At 28.8% G+C, this 17,448-nt stretch carries 14 protein-coding genes and 1 tRNA gene; 13 read left to right on the top strand and 2 right to left on the bottom strand.

The genetic code is table 11. The features are described 5' to 3' along the window. Positions 1 to 814: 814 nt before the first annotated feature. Positions 815 to 891, bottom strand: a tRNA-Ile gene (locus L8W68_RS07890). 52 nt (positions 892 to 943) lie between these two features. After that, on the bottom strand, positions 944 to 2,053 hold the full coding sequence (locus L8W68_RS07885; RefSeq protein ID WP_263675715.1) for an FtsW/RodA/SpoVE family cell cycle protein: 1,110 nt from the start codon (positions 2,051 to 2,053) through the stop codon (positions 944 to 946). A 71-nt stretch (positions 2,054 to 2,124) separates the two neighbouring features. Here L8W68_RS07885 and L8W68_RS07880 point away from each other — a divergent pair, with 71 nt between their 5' ends. From L8W68_RS07880 to mnmC, 13 genes are read left to right on the top strand one after another with little or no spacing between them, the layout of a single operon-like run. Continuing rightward, positions 2,125 to 3,087, top strand: a complete 963-nt coding sequence (locus L8W68_RS07880; protein WP_263675713.1) for an RluA family pseudouridine synthase — start codon at positions 2,125 to 2,127, stop codon at positions 3,085 to 3,087. Then, the gene (locus L8W68_RS07875; RefSeq protein WP_263675711.1) at positions 3,041 to 4,255 is read left to right on the top strand and encodes a fibronectin type III domain-containing protein; all 1,215 of its coding nucleotides are present in this window, start codon (positions 3,041 to 3,043) and stop codon (positions 4,253 to 4,255) included. The genes L8W68_RS07880 and L8W68_RS07875 overlap by 47 nt, the downstream gene beginning before the upstream one ends. Then, a complete protein-coding gene (gene trmB, locus L8W68_RS07870; protein ID WP_263675709.1) occupies positions 4,255 to 5,445 on the top strand; it encodes a tRNA (guanosine(46)-N7)-methyltransferase TrmB in 1,191 nt (396 codons plus the stop codon). The genes L8W68_RS07875 and trmB overlap by 1 nt, the downstream gene beginning before the upstream one ends. Before the next feature lie 33 nt (positions 5,446 to 5,478). Beyond that, positions 5,479 to 6,135 (top strand): cell division ATP-binding protein FtsE, encoded by a 657-nt coding sequence (locus L8W68_RS07865; protein WP_039642523.1) that lies wholly within the window; start codon positions 5,479 to 5,481, stop codon positions 6,133 to 6,135. Beyond that, positions 6,122 to 6,928: an ABC transporter permease gene (locus L8W68_RS07860; RefSeq protein ID WP_214099480.1), complete on the top strand. Its 807-nt coding sequence runs from the start codon at positions 6,122 to 6,124 to the stop codon at positions 6,926 to 6,928. The genes L8W68_RS07865 and L8W68_RS07860 overlap by 14 nt, the downstream gene beginning before the upstream one ends. Then, on the top strand, positions 6,925 to 8,100 hold the full coding sequence (locus tag L8W68_RS07855; RefSeq protein ID WP_263675707.1) for a murein hydrolase activator EnvC family protein: 1,176 nt from the start codon (positions 6,925 to 6,927) through the stop codon (positions 8,098 to 8,100). The genes L8W68_RS07860 and L8W68_RS07855 overlap by 4 nt, the downstream gene beginning before the upstream one ends. Before the next feature lie 55 nt (positions 8,101 to 8,155). Next, positions 8,156 to 8,881: a UMP kinase gene (pyrH, locus tag L8W68_RS07850; RefSeq protein WP_263675705.1), complete on the top strand. Its 726-nt coding sequence runs from the start codon at positions 8,156 to 8,158 to the stop codon at positions 8,879 to 8,881. A 9-nt stretch (positions 8,882 to 8,890) separates the two neighbouring features. After that, a complete protein-coding gene (locus L8W68_RS07845; protein WP_039618002.1) occupies positions 8,891 to 9,109 on the top strand; it encodes a DNA-directed RNA polymerase subunit omega in 219 nt (72 codons plus the stop codon). Continuing rightward, positions 9,093 to 11,282: a RelA/SpoT family protein gene (locus tag L8W68_RS07840; protein WP_257912485.1), complete on the top strand. Its 2,190-nt coding sequence runs from the start codon at positions 9,093 to 9,095 to the stop codon at positions 11,280 to 11,282. Before L8W68_RS07845 ends, L8W68_RS07840 begins: the two co-directional genes overlap by 17 nt. Positions 11,283 to 11,296: 14 nt before the next feature. Further along, positions 11,297 to 12,499 carry a tyrosine--tRNA ligase gene (gene tyrS, locus L8W68_RS07835; RefSeq protein ID WP_263675702.1) on the top strand — a complete coding sequence of 401 codons (1,203 nt, stop codon included), beginning with the start codon at positions 11,297 to 11,299 and terminating at the stop codon, positions 12,497 to 12,499. Then, the gene (locus L8W68_RS07830) at positions 12,499 to 13,596 is read left to right on the top strand and encodes a nitronate monooxygenase (protein ID WP_039628221.1); all 1,098 of its coding nucleotides are present in this window, start codon (positions 12,499 to 12,501) and stop codon (positions 13,594 to 13,596) included. Before tyrS ends, L8W68_RS07830 begins: the two co-directional genes overlap by 1 nt. Continuing rightward, positions 13,589 to 15,448 carry an N-acetylmuramoyl-L-alanine amidase family protein gene (locus L8W68_RS07825; protein WP_263675701.1) on the top strand — a complete coding sequence of 620 codons (1,860 nt, stop codon included), beginning with the start codon at positions 13,589 to 13,591 and terminating at the stop codon, positions 15,446 to 15,448. Before L8W68_RS07830 ends, L8W68_RS07825 begins: the two co-directional genes overlap by 8 nt. Next, positions 15,445 to 17,280 carry a bifunctional tRNA (5-methylaminomethyl-2-thiouridine)(34)-methyltransferase MnmD/FAD-dependent 5-carboxymethylaminomethyl-2-thiouridine(34) oxidoreductase MnmC gene (gene mnmC, locus L8W68_RS07820; protein ID WP_263675700.1) on the top strand — a complete coding sequence of 612 codons (1,836 nt, stop codon included), beginning with the start codon at positions 15,445 to 15,447 and terminating at the stop codon, positions 17,278 to 17,280. The genes L8W68_RS07825 and mnmC overlap by 4 nt, the downstream gene beginning before the upstream one ends. Positions 17,281 to 17,448: the final 168 nt, after the last annotated feature.

Genomic DNA, 17,448 nt, shown 5'->3' with positions numbered 1-17,448 from the left:
TTAATACTTTAAGCAAGATAGAACTTATAAATATATTAGAAAGTTTAAGTTTATACAATCTTTCAACTTTAATGCAAGATATACAAAAAAGATATTTAATACTAGAATATAACTTAAAAAGCTTTGATAAAGATAATATCTTTTTATCTAATATGATTATGAATGTGAGGTTGAAGTAAGTAAATGGTAGATTTAGCAGGTGTGGTTTGTTAATGAAAATAAAAACTTTGTAATTGATTTAAAAAATAGCAAGATTTTAAAAGCAATACAAGAGAGATGTTTTAAAGAATTTGGGTAATGTAACTAGGTTTAATAGATATATGCTTTTAAAACAAGGTTTTACAAATCCAAATTCACAAGATGAAGTTTTATATGATGATATTAAATCAATAACATAGATTGATATAAAGGTTTATATCAATCTGGATATAAATTTTAAATAAAATTTACCAAGAAGCTTTTTTATAAAGACTATATATTTTTTAAAAAAGCATTTTTAAACCAAAGTTTTTACTATGATAATAAAACCTATCATTTAAGAAATTAAACTTAAAAAATGAAAATTTGATTATCAAAATTCCTAGTGATTTTTCAAAGCTTTAGAAAATATTATAAAGTATGATAATAGCTCACATAGTATAATTAGTTTTATCTATGAAAAAGATTTATACCTAATATATAATTTAGGTGTAAAATAAATTATTATTATGGTTGTTTATATAATATACAAAAAGCTATTTTTGAAAATATAAAAACTCTTTTTTAATATTTTGAATATAATTTGCCAAAAAAACACTCGGGAGTAAAAAATAAATGGTGGATTTAGCAGGACTCGAACCTGCGACCAACCGGTTATGAGCCGGTTGCTCTAACCAACTGAGCTATAAATCCGCCAGAAGTTAAAATAAAAATGTTATTATATCTTTATTTCCTTAATTTAAATTTAGAATTTTATTTTTACCGCTTTTTCTATTGCTAAATATCTAAAGGTTATTAAATTTTGTAAAATTCCAAAGAAAATCATAAAGGTAGCAAAAGAACTTCCTCCATGACTAAAAAATGGCATAGGTATACCAACAACAGGAGCAAAACCTATGGTCATTGATATATTTACCGCTACATATATGAAAATAAATAAAGCAATGCAATTTGTCACTACTCTTGTAAAATAATCATCTTTGAGCTTATAATTTAAACTCAATAAATGAAAAATGAGTAAGGTGTAAAGCAATATGATTATAACCGCACCGATAAAACCAAATCTTTCAGACAAATATGCAAAGATAAAATCACTCGTAGAAATAGGTAAAAATTTAAAATGTGTTTGTGTGGCTTCATCGGCTTTTTTTCCACTCAAACCACCACTTCCTATAGCAATGATGGATTGTTTTACATGGTAACTTGGCTCTTCAGCTAAGAAATCATGAATTCTTTGTTTTTGATAAGGTTTTAAAAAATCACTATAAATAATAGGTGAAGCAATAGCTATAGCTAAAAAAATACTAAGCCAAATTTTATAATTTACTCCTATAATAAAAAGCGTTCCAAAGCCTACTATTAAAAGTACTAAAGCTGTTCCTAAATCAGGTTCTCCTGCTATAAGTAAAAATGGGAGTAAAATATAAAAACTTAGCTTTAAAAATTGTTTTAAACCATAGCCATTATGAGGTGGTGGGTTTTGATAAATCAAATAAGCTAGCATTAAAATAAAAGAAGGCTTAAAAATTTCAGAAGGTTGTATGGTAAAATGTGTAAAAGGTATTTCAAGCCATCTTCTAGCTCCAAGTTTTTCAACACCAAAAATATCCACACTCAAAAGCAAAGCTATATTGATCCAATATAATACAGGTATAAGCCACATTAATCTTCTTAAAGGTAAAAAGAAAAAAAATGCAAATCCTGTAAAACCCACTAAAGTATAGATAAATTGTTTTTCGGCTAAGCGTGTATTTGCTTCATAAATTAAAAGAAAAGATATAGCTATGATAGGCAACACTAAAAGAGGTTGAACAAAATCAAAATGCGTTAGAATTCTTCTATCAAGTTTTATCAAAGCTAACCTTTTTACAAAATATTGTGTAATTATATGCTAAAATTGCAAATTTTATCACAAGGAAATATAATATGCTAAAAATTTCATCACTTTGTGAAGAAAGATTGGATATTTTTTTATCAGATATACTTAGGCAAAGTCGTTCGCAAGTTGCTAAACTAATCAAAGAAAACTGCATATATATTAATGAAAAAATAGAAAATAAAAGTTCTAAAAAAATAAAACAAAAAGATGAAATAAGTATTTTTTTACCTTTAGCAAAAGAAGCCAAAGAAAGCTACACGCCTGAGTTTGATATAGAAATTTTATATGAAGATGATGATGTTTTAGTTTTAAACAAAACTCCTAATGTTGTTGTGCATGGTGCAAGTAGTGTTAAAGAAGCGACTTTGGTGGATTGGCTTTTGCATAAGGGCTATGCTTTATCAAATTTAAATGGAGAGTATAGAGCAGGGCTTGTGCATAGACTTGATAAAGGCACAAGTGGAGCTATCATCATAGCTAAAAACAATCAAGCGCATCAATTTTTAGCAAATCAACTTTTAGATAAAAGCATGGGTAGATTTTACCTTGCTTTGAGTGAATTGCCTTTGAAAAATGATAAAATGAGTAATGAAAAAGCTATCATGCGTTGTCCTAATAATAGGCTTAAAAAAATTACTACAAATACCAAAAATCCTTTAGCAAAAAATGCAAAAACAGATTTTATAAATTTATTAAGTGCTAAAAAATGCTCTTTAATAGCTGCTAAATTATACACAGGAAGAACCCATCAAATCAGGGTGCATTTGGCAGATTTTAATCGCTATATTTTAGGAGATGAATTATACGGATATAAAGGAAAAATAAAGTATAATAGAGTAATGCTTCATGCGTATTTGATTTATTTTATTCATCCTAGGACTAAAGAGTTAATGTTTATAAAAGCTCCTATGTTTGATGATTTTTATCAAATTTTAAAAGAAAATTTTACACAAGGAGAGATAGATGAAAAAACTTCACTGGATTATCTTAAGTTCTGCTTTGGCTTTTAGTGCTTGTAGTACAACTATGAGTTCGCCTCAAATTGCCCAAGTAAATGATACTTTACCAAAAATTTCAAGCATTAAAAGTATAAGTGATATTACAAGTATAGCTTTTGAATGGGAACCATTGTATGATCAAAATATAGCAGGCTATTATATTTATAGGGCAAATGCAGCTGGTGCACCTATGGAGCTTATAGCAAAAATTAAAAATAAATTTCAAACTCATTATACTGATACAAATTTAGAGCCAAATACAAGGTATTATTATTCTATGAAAACTTTTAATGAGCTTGGACAAGTTTCTCAAGATGGTGTGAGTATAGAAGCTTTTACAAATAGAGTGATTGATCCAGTGCCTTTTGTGCAAGCTATTGTTGGTTTGCCAAATCGTGTAAAAATAGTTTGGAGACCACATCCTGATTTAAGAGTAAATTCATACATCATTGAACGTGCAAATATGAAAGATATGAAATTTAAAGAATTAACTAGGGTTAAAAATCGCTTAAGTGCTGAATACATAGATGATTCACTAAAACCTGATGAAAGTTTTCAATATAGAATCATAGCTTTAACTTATGATGGTATTAAAAGTACCCCGAGTAAAATAGTAGAATCAACTACAAAAGCCCTTCCTCCTATGGTAAGCAATTTACAAGCAAGTAAAGATGCGCCAAAAAAAATCATTTTAACTTGGGATAAAATTGATTATGCTGATTTTGCTTATTATAAAATTTATTCAAGTTCAACTACCTTTTTACCTTTTAGTGTGGTAGCTAAAACTTCTGAAAATACCTATGAAGATATAGTTAAGGGTGTGGCTGAAAAAAGATATTATAAAGTTAGCATGGTGGATAAAGATGGCTTGGAAAGTCCTATAGCAAGTGAGCCTGTGGAGGGTATTACTCTAGGAGCACCATTAGCACCAAGTATTATTTTATGTGCTGTCGAAGATGATGGTATTAGGGTTGAATGGGTTGATAATGACGATAGAGCCAAAGAATATATAGTTAAAAGAAGCGGTGGTGGAAGTAATGCTGTGTTTAAAGAGATTAAATCTAAACAATTAAAAGATATCACAGCTGTTCCTGGAAAAGTATATAGTTATGAAGTTATAGCAATTGATGCAAATGGTATAGAATCAAAAGCTTCTGATAAATTTACAGCGGTGAAATAATGCCAAATTTTAAGTGTAAAATTTTAAAAGAAATTCAACTTCCTTTTGAAAAAGACGGAGTTGAATTCTTATGGTCTGCTAAAGGCGAAAATGTTGATTTGCTTTTTACGCGCATAAAGCAAGAAAACTTTTTTTTGCAAATTAAAAAAGATGAAAAAAAACAAGAATGGCTTATTAAAGGTGAAAAACACACTAAGCCTTCGCAAATTGGGTACTTACAAAAAGCCTTACTTGTGTTTAGGGAAAATTTCACTCAAGATGTAGTTTGTGAAGCTGTGGCGTTAAAACATACAAGGTTAATCCAAAAAACACCTTTAATTGCTAATGATTTAAAAGAATTGTTAGAGCAAATAAAAAACAAAAAACAAGTTTATATTGAAATAGGCTTTGGAAGCGGTAGACATTTACTTTATCAAGCAAGATTAAATCCTGATGTTTTGATTATAGGTATAGAAATTTACACGCCTGCGTTAGAGCAAGTAGCTAAACTTGCCTTAAGTGAAAATTTAAATAATGTTTTATTAATAGAAACTGATGCAAGATTATTGTTAAGCGTACTTGAATCTAATCTAGTAGATAAAATCTTTTTGCATTTTCCTGTTCCTTGGGATAAAAAGCCTCATCGTAGGGTAGTGGGGTTAAATTTTGCAAATGAATGCGCTAGAGTTTTAAAAGAAAATGGGCAATTTGAACTTAGAACAGATAGCTTTTTATATTTTGATTTTACTTTGGAAACTTTTTTAACTTTTTCACATTTAAAAGCTTTAATCAAAAAAAATGAAAATTTAGAAATTTCAAGCAAATATGAAGATCGTTGGAAAAGACAAAATAAAGATATATATGATTTAATCATTAGTGGTTTTAGCAAGAGTGAAAGTTTAAGCAAGGATCAAAAATTTGCCATTGAAGATTTAAGATTAAACGCAGAAGAATTAGCTTGTATAAAAAAGAATTTTAAAAATGAAGTTTTTAAAGGTGAGGATTTTTTCTTGCATTTTGAAAAAATGTACATTAAAGATGATGAGCTTATCATCAAAATAGCTTTTGGCGCTTTTTACAAGCCTGAACATGTTTATATAGCTTTAAACACACAAAAAATAGAATTTATCTTTGAGCAACCCTTTAAAACTAAAGAAAATTTAAAAGCTATAGAAAAATTAAGAGAAATATTGTATTCTTATATCAAATAATAATTTATAAAATAAATTAAGGAAAAAGCAGTGATGATAGAAGCTAAAAAGCTTTGTCTTGGTTATGATGAACTTGTTATAGAAAATGCTAGTTTTTCGCTAAAAGATAATGATTTTGTTTTTATTACAGGAAAAAGTGGTAGTGGAAAATCAACTTTGTTAAAATCTTTCTATGGAGATTTAGAACCAATAAGTGGAAGCTTAAAAGTTTGCAATAATGATTTAGTAGATATTTCTAATGCTGAACTTTTGCAGCTTAGACAAAAAATAGGAATTATTTTTCAAGATTATCGTTTGGTGCAAGAATTTAGCGTAGAAAAAAATGTAATGCTTCCTTTGATGATTAAAGGTTATAGCAAAAACGTATGTAAAGAACAAGCTGCAAAGCTTTTAAAGCATGTAAATTTAACTTTCAAAGCTGATAAAAAGCCAGCTCAGCTTTCAGGTGGAGAGCAACAACGCGTGGCTATGGCAAGAGCCCTAGCACATAATCCAAAATTACTCTTATGTGATGAGCCAACGGGAAATTTAGATGAGTATTCTTCAGATATTATATGGACTTTATTAAAATCAGCTAGAGAAATACTTGGAACTTGCGTGGTTGTTGTTACACATAGAATTCCTACTAATTTAAGACTTGATTATCGTCGTTTTAATATAGAAAATGGGAGAATGAATGAAATCTTTTAAAAATCATCTTTCTTTGATATTTGCTTTAATGGTAATGATGTTTGCTTTTGAGTTTTTAATCATTACAAATAAAACTATAGAGCATTATGAAAAACTTTTAAATAAAGATTATAATATTATTTTAGTAGGAAAAACTCATTTAGATAAAAAAAGCATAGAAGATCAAGTAAGTCATTTTCAGTCTTTAGAAATTTTAAATCCAAATGAAATGATAGACAGACTTAAGAATGATATATCGGCTAAAAACATAGAGGTTTTAAAGGCTACATTGCCAAAATTTTATACTTTAAAACTCAATAAGCTTCTATCGGAAGATGAACTAAATGCTTTAAAAGATAAGCTTTTAAAAAATCCTAACATTACTAAAGTAGAAACTTTTGCGAAAACGCATACAAAAATTTATAAACTTTTGGTTTTAGTGAAATTTTTATTATGGTTTTTCTTGTTTATTATAATATTGCTTAGTTTTGTATTATTGCTTAAGCAAATGAAAATTTGGCTTTTTGAGCATACTCAAAGAGTGGAAATCATGTGTTTACTTGGAGCGCCGTTTTGGTTTAGATCTTTTATGTTATATAAGATAGTTTTTATTGATTGTTTTATAGCATTTTTATTGCTTGTATTGTTTTTTACTCAAGTTTATGATCTTGAATCCATTAAATTAGCTTTGCAAAGTGTGGATATTAGCTTGCCTAAAATAAGTATTTTCACGCATTTGTTTCTGATTTTTTTAGCAATGCTTTGTGTTTGTTTTGCTTGTGTGAATTTTGTAATGTTTAAGGTTAGAAAATGAAAAAATGCTTTTTGCTTTTTTTGTTTTCTTTTTCTGTTTTATTTGCAAATGAAATTGCGCAAAAGCAAAAAGATATTAAAGAAAATGAACGTATAGTAAAGCAATTATCTAAAAAATTAGAAGATTTAGCTAGTGAAATTTTAGATAATGAGAAAAATCTAAAAAAAATTGCTTTAGAAATTAACACCTTAACTTCAAAAACTTCTAGGCTTGAAAGCTCAGTAAAAACTCAAATAAAAGCACTAGAACAACTTAATGTGCAAAATAAAGATCTTTTGCAAAATAAAAATAAAATCGAAGGAAAGATTATTGATTTAATCGCCAAAGATTTTGCTTATGACTTAGCAATTCCTAAAAATTATATTGAAAGTGAAGAAGGTATCATAGCTTTAGAACTAGTTGGAGTTTTGGATAAAATTTTCAAAGAAGAATTTTATCAGATTTCAAAAGATTATGAAGATATAAGCAAAAAAATAGAAGAAAAACAAACTCAAATCACTACAATTAATGGCAATTTAAAAGCCTACAAAGATCAAATCAATGAGCTTAAAAATCTTAGAAAAAAACAAGAACAAGAAATAACTAAACAAAAAACTGATAAAGAAATTTATACTAGAAAACTTTCTAATTTGCAAGCCCAACAACAAGAATTGAGAAAAACACTTAATAAATTAAAAATTATCAAAGAAAAAGAAGAAGAAAAATTAGCACAAAAAAAAGAAGATAAAAAACCAAATTCAAACATAAAACAAGTGGGTTCAAGCTATCAAACAAGTAGTGTCAAGCGCTATAGTGGTCCTAAGACAATCGCCCCTTTAGAATCTTACACGGTAAAACAAAAATTTGGAAATTATGTAGATCCTATTTATAATATTAAAATTTATAATGAAAATGTAGTTTTAAAAAGTGATAGTGCTAATGCTGCAGTAAGAAATGTCTTAGATGGAAAAGTAGTTTTTGCAAAAGCGACCCCAACTTTAAAACAAGTTGTGATTGTTGAAAATAAAGATGGTATACATACTATTTATGCGCATTTAGATAAAATTGCACCTGGGGTTAAAGTGGGTAGAAATATCAAAAAAGGTTATATTATAGGTAGGGTTGAGAGTGATTTAACTTTTGAAGTAACACAAAAGAATTTTCATATTAATCCTTTAGAAATGATTAAATAAATTAGTTTTTTTTAATGCGAATTTTGATATAGTTTCAAATCAAAGGAGAAATTTAATGAACAATAAAAGAAAAAGAGTATTGGTTAAATTTTCTGGGGAAGCTTTAGCTGGAGAAAATGGGTTTGGTATAGAAAATTCTATTTTAAAATACATAGCTTCTGAAATAAAAAGTTTGATTAATGAGAATGTTGAAGTAGGTATAGTAATAGGCGGTGGAAATATCATTAGAGGAGTATCTGCTGCAAGAGACGGGCTTATAAAAAGAACAAGTGGTGATCATATGGGTATGCTTGCTACTGTGATTAATTCTATAGCTATGCAAGAAGCATTGGAAAGTGCCGGACTTGATGTAAGGGTTCAAAGTGCTATCCAAATGGAAGCTTTTTGTGAAACTTATATCATGAGAAGAGCACATAGACATTTAGAAAAAGGACGTATAGTTATTTTTGCTTGTGGCACAGGCAATCCTTATTTTACCACAGATACTGCAGCGACTTTAAGAGCGGTAGAAATTCAAGCGGATATGATTATTAAAGCGACTAAAGTAGATGGAATTTATGATAAAGATCCTAAAAAATATGATGATGCAATTATGCTAAATGAATTAAGCTATGAAAGAGCTTTGCATGATAATATCAAAGTTATGGATGATACTGCAATAGCCTTAGCGAAAGATAATGCTTTGCCTATTGTGGTATGTAATATGTTTAAAGAAGGGAATTTATTAAAAATCATTCAAGGCGATATGAGCTTATGCTCTATTGTTAAAAATCAAAATTAAAGGTAAAAAATGAGAGTAGAACAAATAGCTGCAAAAGCATTAAAAAAACTAAAAGATGATAGATACAAATTAGCTCTTGTAGTAGCTAAAAGAGCTGAAGAGCTTGCAAATGGTGCAGAACCTTTAGTAAATTTAGATAAAAATAAATACAAATATACCGACATTGCTTTACATGAAATAGCAGAAGATAAAATCGTTTTAGAGGGATTTATTGAAGCTAGTAAATGATGAGTTATTGTTAGATAAACTTGTTGATGATGTTAAAAATTGCAAGGATTTACAAAGAGCAAAAGAAATCCTTTTTATGGTCTTCCCACAATCTGCTGTTTTAGAAAAAGCAGTAGATTTTTGCATCCAAAAACACGAAGGACAATTTAGAAAAAGCGGGGAACCATATGCGGTTCATCCTATATTAGTGGCTTCTTTTGTGGCATTTTTAAGCCCTGTGCAGTCTATGATCATAGCTGCATTATTGCACGATGTTTTAGAAGATACAAATTGTAGCGAAGAAGAATTAAACGCAAATTTTGGTGAAGAGGTAACCAAATTAGTTCAAGGTTTAACCAAGATAGTTAGTATTAGAGAAGATCATCTTACACGCTCTAATTCCAATGAAAAACTTGCAAAATCTGCTTTGACTTTTAGGAATATGCTTTTAGCTGGTGTTGAAGATGTGAGCGTACTTGTAATAAAGCTTTGCGATAGATTACACAATATGCTTACTTTAAATTTTTTAAGAGAAGATAAGCAAAAAAGAATCAGCGAAGAAACCTTAGTAGTATATGCACCTATAGCTCACAGACTTGGAATTTCAAGTATAAAAAATTTACTTGAGGATTTAAGTTTTAAATTTTTACTACCTGATGAGTATGCACAAATTGATAATTATATAAATGCAAAAGATCAACAAATTCAACTTGGATTTAATGAATTTATTTCAAAAATAGAAATGTTGTTTTTAGAGAATGGTTTTAGACAAGGCAGTTTTGTTATACATAAAAGAATTAAACACAATTATTCTATTTATTTGAAAATGCAAAGAAAAGGTGTAGGACTTGATGAAGTTTTAGATCTTTTAGGTGTAAGAATTTTGGTAGAAAAAGTTTATGATTGTTATTTGGCTTTAGGAATTTTACATACGCATTTTAATCCTTTGATTTCAAGATTTAAAGACTATATAGCCTTGCCAAAACAAAATGGTTATCAAACCTTACACACAACACTTTTTGATGCAAAAAATATTATAGAAGCTCAAATTCGCACCTTTGATATGCACAAGACTGCTGAATTTGGTGTTGCAGCACATTGGAAATATAAAGAAGGAAATATAACAACACCAAATTTAGATTGGCTTGCAGATATTTCCATGCATGGCAAAGAAGAAGGAAATAATATACAAGATTGTGATGCTATTGAGCTTTATGAATATGCAAAAGATAGTTTATATATAGAAGATATAGCGGTGTATTCTCCAAAAGGTGAGATTTTCACTTTGCCGCGTGGGGCTACGGCTTTGGATTTTGCATATGAGGTTCATACTAAAGTAGGGCTTCATGCAAAAACAGCTTTTGTTAATCGCATGAGAGTGCCACTTTTAACTGTGCTAAAAAATGGAGATATAGTTAGTATAGAAACTTCTGAGGAAGAATTTTTTAGATGTTCTTGGATAGATAGTGTTAAAACAGGAAAGGCTAGAGCTAGTATAAGAGATTTTTGTAAGCAAAAGAAAAAAGAATTAAATAATAAAATTGCTATAAATCTTTTATCTACAGTATTTAATAAAGATTCTAAGCTTATAGAAGAATGGCTTGAAAAAGAAAAATTTAACAAAAAGCTCAGACAAATTGCTTTGGATTTTAATTATTTTAAAGAGGTAATTATAGCTCTTAGAAAATATGTAGGGCAAAATCAAGCAGCTAAATTTGAGCAAAATGAGCAAAAATTTGAAAGTATAGTAATTGGTTCTAATTATAAAATAACCACGATTAATTTTGATTATTGTTGTAGACCTAAAAGAGGAGATGAAATCATTGCTTTTAGACACTCAACTGGAGCAACGATACACCATAAACTTTGCGAGCAAGCAATGAAAATGATAGAAGATAATAAAGAAATGGTTTTTGTTTCTTGGAATGATAGCTCGATAAAAAGTTACAAAATCATCGTTTCTATAGAAAATAAAAAAGGTTCTTTAGCAGATTTTCTAACTACTTTAGCTAAAATGCAAATTAATGTTTTAAGTATTAATTCAGCTGATTCAGAGCCTGTGGTGGCAAATTATTTTGAAGTGCAGGTTGAATTACCTAATAATGTAGATGTTGAAAATGCAAAAGAAAGATTAAAAGCTAGGTATAAAATTTTAGATTTTACATCTTTAAATGATGCGTATAACAATCACTAAAAAAAGGTTTTGTAATGAATATTGAAGAAATTATTAAAGAAATTAAACGAGGAATAGCAGAAATTATTGATGAAGAAAGATTAGTTTCTTTGGTAAAAAATTACTATGAAAAAGGTGAAAATTTTTTTGTAAAGGCTGGTTTTGATCCTACGGCTGCTGATTTACATTTGGGTCATACTGTAGTTTTAAGTAAGATGGCTTTGCTTCAAAAGTATGGAGCTATAGTACAGTTTTTAATAGGTGATTTTACTGCTCAAATAGGCGATCCAACAGGAAAAAGTGCTACAAGAAAAAAGCTTGATAAAGAAGAAGTACTTAAAAATGCCAAAACTTATGAAGAGCAAGTTTTTAAGATTTTAGATCCAAGTAAAACTCAAATTCATTTTAATTCTAAATGGCTAAATGAGCTTGGTGCTGCTGGTATAGTAGAACTTACTTCGACTTTTAGTGTTGCTAGAATGCTTGAAAGAGATGATTTTACTAAGCGTTTTAAAGAGCAAAGTCCTATATCAATTTGTGAGTTTTTGTATCCACTTTTGCAAGGTTATGATAGTGTTGCATTAAAAAGTGATATAGAAATGGGTGGAACGGATCAAAAGTTTAATCTTTTAATGGGTAGACAGCTTCAAAGAGTATATAATTGCCAAAAAGAACAAGCGGTGATGATGATGCCATTGCTTGAAGGCCTTGATGGTGTAAATAAAATGAGTAAAAGCTTGGGAAATTATATCGGTGTGACTGAAAATGCCAAAGATATGTATGCTAAGGTTTTGAGTATAAGTGATGAGTTGATGTTTAGATATTATGAGCTTTTAAGTGAAAAAAGCTTAAATGAAATTTCACAAATAAAAGATGATATTAAAAATGGTTCATTGCATCCTAAAAAAGCTAAGGAAAATTTAGCTTTAGAAATTACTGCACGTTTTCACTCAAGCGAATGTGCGCTAAAAGCTAAGGAAGAATTTGATAAAGTCCATAGCGCAAAAGAGCTTCCTAGTGATATGCCAAGTTTTACTTTAGAGGGTAGTATTTGGCTTGCAAAAGCTATAGTAGAGTGTAAAATGGAAAGTTCTACTTCAGCTGCTAGAAGATTGATTAATTCTAATGCAGTAAGTGTTAATGGAGAAAAAGTTCAAGATGAACAATTCCAACTAGAAAGCGGTGAATATATTTTACAAGTTGGAAAAAGAAAATTTGCAAAATTAAAGGTAATATGATGAGTTTTAAAGCTTTAAAAATTGGAAAGCATGAGATAAAATATCCTATTTTTCAAGGTGGTATGGGGCTTGGTATAAGTTGGGATAAACTTGCTTCTGCGGTTTCTTTAAATGGTGGATTAGGGATTATTTCTTCGGTAGGAACTGGATATTATGAAAATAGAACGCATATAGATAAAGAGTTCAATGCAAAACCTTATGGTAGTGATAATTTTTACTCAAAAGCAGGCTTAAAAGCTTTGATAGATAATGCTAGAAAGGTTTGCAAAGATGCGCCTTTGGGCTGTAATATTTTATATGCAAGTAATAATTATGCGCAAATTGCACGCAATGCTTGTGAAGTTGGTTTTAATGTGATAGTTTCAGGAGCAGGACTTCCTACAAATTTACCTGAATTTACACAAGATTATCCAGATGTTGCTTTGGTGCCTATTGTATCATCAGCTAAGGCTTTAAAAATTATTTGCAAAAGATGGCAAAGCAGATATAATCGCTTGCCTGATGCAGTTATAGTTGAAGGACCAAAAAGTGGAGGACATCAAGGTTTTACTTATGAGCAATGCTTAATGGATGAATATCAATTAGAAAATGTAGTACCACAAGTTGCACAAGAAATTAAAAACTGGGGAGATATACCATTAATTGCTGCGGGTGGAATTTGGGATAAGCAAGATATAGAAAAAATGATGTCTTTAGGGGCAAGTGGCGTTCAAATGGGAACTCGCTTTATAGGGACTTTTGAATGTGATGCGAGTGATGATTTTAAACAAGTATTGCTAGATTGTAAAAAAGAAGATATTGAGCTTTTAAAATCTCCAGTTGGCTATCCTGCAAGAGGGGTAAGAACTAACCTTTTAAATTTAGTAGATAAAAGAATGGGGCCAAAAATTTCTTGTGTGAGTAATTGTGTTGCACCATGCGGTAGAGGCAAGGAAGCTACTAAGGTGGGTTATTGTATAGCAGATAGATTATATGATGCTTGGAGTGGTAAAAAAGAAACAGGCTTGTTTTTTACAGGGGCTAATGGATATAGACTAGATAAGCTTATTAGTGTAGAAGAGCTAATGAAAAAATTAGTTAATGGTGAAGATGCTTAGAATATTTTTTATTTTTTTATTATTTTGTCTTAGTGTTTTTGCTAATGCAGAAGTTAAGAAATTTGATCAAAATTTTTTAACTTCTAATTCAGAAGAAAAACTACAATTACACCAGCAGTTAAAATCTTTGTATATACAAAGTGTGATTAATGATAATAATGAAGAAAAAAATGAGATTTTAAAAAGATTAATCATAAGTTCAAATTCTTTAGGTTTTGATGATAAAGCTTATGTGCAAGAGCTTAAAGAAAGTGGAGTAAGTGAAGAAGAAATTTCACGTTTAAAAAATGCTTTAAAAGTTATACAAGATCAAAAAATAAAAAAAGAACAAACAAAAATTGAAACTAATACCACATTACCTATTAATAAAAAAGAAGATAAAAAAGAAGATAAAAAAGAAGATAAAAAAGTTCCAGTGCAAAAAGAGCTTTTTGTGCTTGATGTTAAAAAATTAGACAATGGCATCTTACTTGATTTGAGTGAAAAAATCAGTCAAAAAGACATTAAAAACTTTACTCTCAAAGGTGATAAGAATTTTCGTTATGTTGCAGATTTTGATGGAATTTTAAAAGGACCTAAGAGAAATTTTGAATTTAAAGATTTTGATATTATCGTGTCGCAATTTAACCCAACAAGTATGCGTTTGGTCTTAAGCTCAAAAAAAGAATTAAAGATCAAAATAGAGCTTAAAGAACAAAGTCTTTTTATGGGGCTTGAAAAAGTAGAAAAAAAAGAAGAACCCAAACCTATAGTTAAAAAACAAAATGAAGTCAAAAAAACAGGAGTAAAAAAAGAAGTTGTTGAAAATGAGCCTTTATATATTTTAAAATCAAGTAAAGATAAAAATGGTGTTAATTTAAAATTAAACAATGATATTGATTTTGAAGATATTAAAATCAATTCTTTTAAAGATGGTAAAACATATCGTTCTATTGTAAGCTTTGAAGCTATTTTAGAAGGTGATAGAAAAAAAATCGATATCAATAAAAATCAATCCATCACAATAGTGCAGTTTAATAAAACTACAGTAAGAGTTGTTTTAAATTCTACTAATGATTTTAAAACCAATCTTGATTTAGACGATGAGGAATTGTTTATAGGTTTTGAAAAAAAGGTCAAAAAAACACCGACAAAAACTACTTCAAAAACGGCAAAAACTACCATTAAAAAATCAGGTAAAATCATAGTAATTGACCCAGGTCATGGGGGTAAAGATCCAGGTACTTTAGGTGATAAGGGTGTTAGAGAAAAAGATGTGGTTTTAAGTGTAGCTTTAAAACTTGGTAATGAGCTTAAAAAACGCGGATATAGAATTTATTATACTAGAAGTACGGATAAATTTATAAACTTAAGAGATAGAACTTCTATGGCTAATGAAAAAATGGCAGATTTGTTTATTTCTATCCATGCTAATGCGGCTCCAAATAAACAAAGAGCTAAAACTTTACAAGGTATTGAAACTTTCTTCTTATCGCCTGCAAGAAGCGAAAGAAGTAAAAAAGCTGCTGAGTTGGAAAATCAATCCGATTTTGAAGAGATGAATTATTTTTCTAAACAAACCTTTTTAAATTTTTTAAACCGTGAAAAAATAGTTGCTTCAAATAAATTAGCTATCGATGTGCAAAAAAAGATTTTAAGTAATGTAAGAAAAAAATATAAAGTTGTGGATGGTGGGGTTAGGGAAGCTCCTTTTTGGGTTTTAGTGGGAGCGCAAATGCCTGCTATATTGATTGAGACGGGTTATATTAGTCATCCTAGTGAAAGAAATAGATTAACAAATAAAAATTTCCAAGAATTATTAGCCATTGGTATTGCTAATGGTATAGAGAGTTATTTTTATAAAAATCAATGAAAAAAGCAAATATTATCATTAAAAACAATGCACCTTTTTCTTTAGATTTTGATGATTATTATTTTAATTCTAGTGATGGTTTAAGTGAGAGTGAATTTATCTATACCAATGCTTTTGAATTTCAAACAAAACAAACTATCATTGCAGAGCTTGGTTTTGGTATAGGTCTAAATTTTTTCCTTACTTTAAGGCGTTTTATAAAGGAAAAAAAAGAAAATCAAAGGCTATTTTATATTAGTTTTGAAAATTTTTATATAGAAAAAGAAACATTAAGAGAAATTTATAAAAACCTTGGTTTTTATGAGGAATTTAAAGAGCTTTTAGAACAGTTTTTAAAATTTTATCCCCCATGTAAAGATGGAGTTTATAGATTTTATTTTCAAGATTGTTTTTTAGATTTGGTATTTGGCGATGCTAAAGAAAAGTTGCAAAATTTAGACTTTAAAGCCGATGTTTGGTATTTAGATGGTTTTGCTCCTGCTAAAAATCAAGAGATGTTTGATGAGGATATTATAAACAAAGTTGCCAAAAATTCAAAAATAAATGCCAAGATTTTGACTTTTTCTTCTGCAAGTATTTTAAAAAAAGCTTTAATTAATAATAATTTTCAAGTACAAAAAATCAAAGGTTTTAAAAAAAGAGAAATGATACAGGCTATTTTTAATGGCCTTGAGTTTGAAGATAAATTTGCTTATTTTAACACTCCGTGTTTGAAAAAAGAGATACAAAAAATAGCCATCATCGGAGCAGGTATAGCCGGAGCTAGTATAGCTTATGAGCTTTCTTTAAGAAATGTTCAAGTAGATGTTTTTGAAAAAGAAAATTCATTAGGAAAAGGTGCTTCTGGAAATATCAATGGAATTTTAAGCTCTTTGATTTTAAAACCTGATGTATTATTGGGTGAGTTTTCTCAATATGCTTTTTTAGAGGCTAGTAGATTTTATAGGCAAATTTTAGGTTTAATTCCTCAAGGAGTTTATGAATTTGCTCATAATGAGCTTATGCAAGAGCGTTTTGATAGTCAAAAAGATAATGTTTTATTTGAAATTATTAACAACCAAGCCTTTTTAAAAGATGGAGCTTGCATAAAACCCCAAGAGCTTGTGAAAACACTTTTACAAAAAAGCAAGGCTAGGATGTTTTTTGAGTATGAATTTAAAGATTATTCTTATGAAAATGAAAAGTTTTCTTTGCAATTTAATAATCAAAAAACATTAAAAGATTATGATGTGTTAATTTATGCTCAAGGTGCTGATGTTAAGAATTTTTTAGAGTATAAATATATGAAATTAAGTAGTGTTAGGGGTCAATGTACTCACTTAAAACCATTTTTAAAAAATTCTCATGCCTTATCTTCAAAAGGTTATATTTGTCCTATCAATGAAGAATTGAATTTGCAACTTATTGGCGCAAGTTATGATAGGCTTAATCAAGATATAACGCTTTTAAAAAATGATGATTTGCAAAATATTGAAAATATAAAAGAATTTTTACAAGGTGAGAATTTAGAAATTATGGGTGGTAAAGTAGGATTTAGATCATATTCTAGTGATAGATTTTCCATAATAGGTCAAGCCTATGACGAAAATTTTTATATGCAAAATTATAAGGCGCTTTTATGGCATAAAAATAAAAGTCAAGTAGCGCCAAATGATTTCATTCCTTTGTATTTTTCTATTGCTCATGGGTCTAGAGCTTTTGCTAGTGCTATTATTGGAGCTAGAATGCTTAGTGCATTAATTTTTGATGAGCCAAAAATAGAAAAAGATTTTTTACATGCTACTCATCCTGTAAGATTTTTAATCAGAATGTTAAGAAAAGGAAAAAATTAAATTTGAGTGTTTAGATGCTTCAAGCCTACGATATCCCAGTACATTCAAACTTTTGTAATATATTCTTATCATACTAATATTTTATTATTTTTTATAATTAAGCTTAAATTTATAAATATAGTATTAACATTTCTTAATTGTTAAGAATATATTGGTAATACTCATTAC

Origin of the sequence: Campylobacter sp. FU_497, from assembly GCF_025772425.1 — a bacterium.
Lineage (GTDB): Bacteria > Campylobacterota > Campylobacteria > Campylobacterales > Campylobacteraceae > Campylobacter_D > Campylobacter_D lari_C.
Note: the sequence above shows the minus strand (reverse complement) of the source record. Positions and strands in the feature narration are given on the sequence as shown.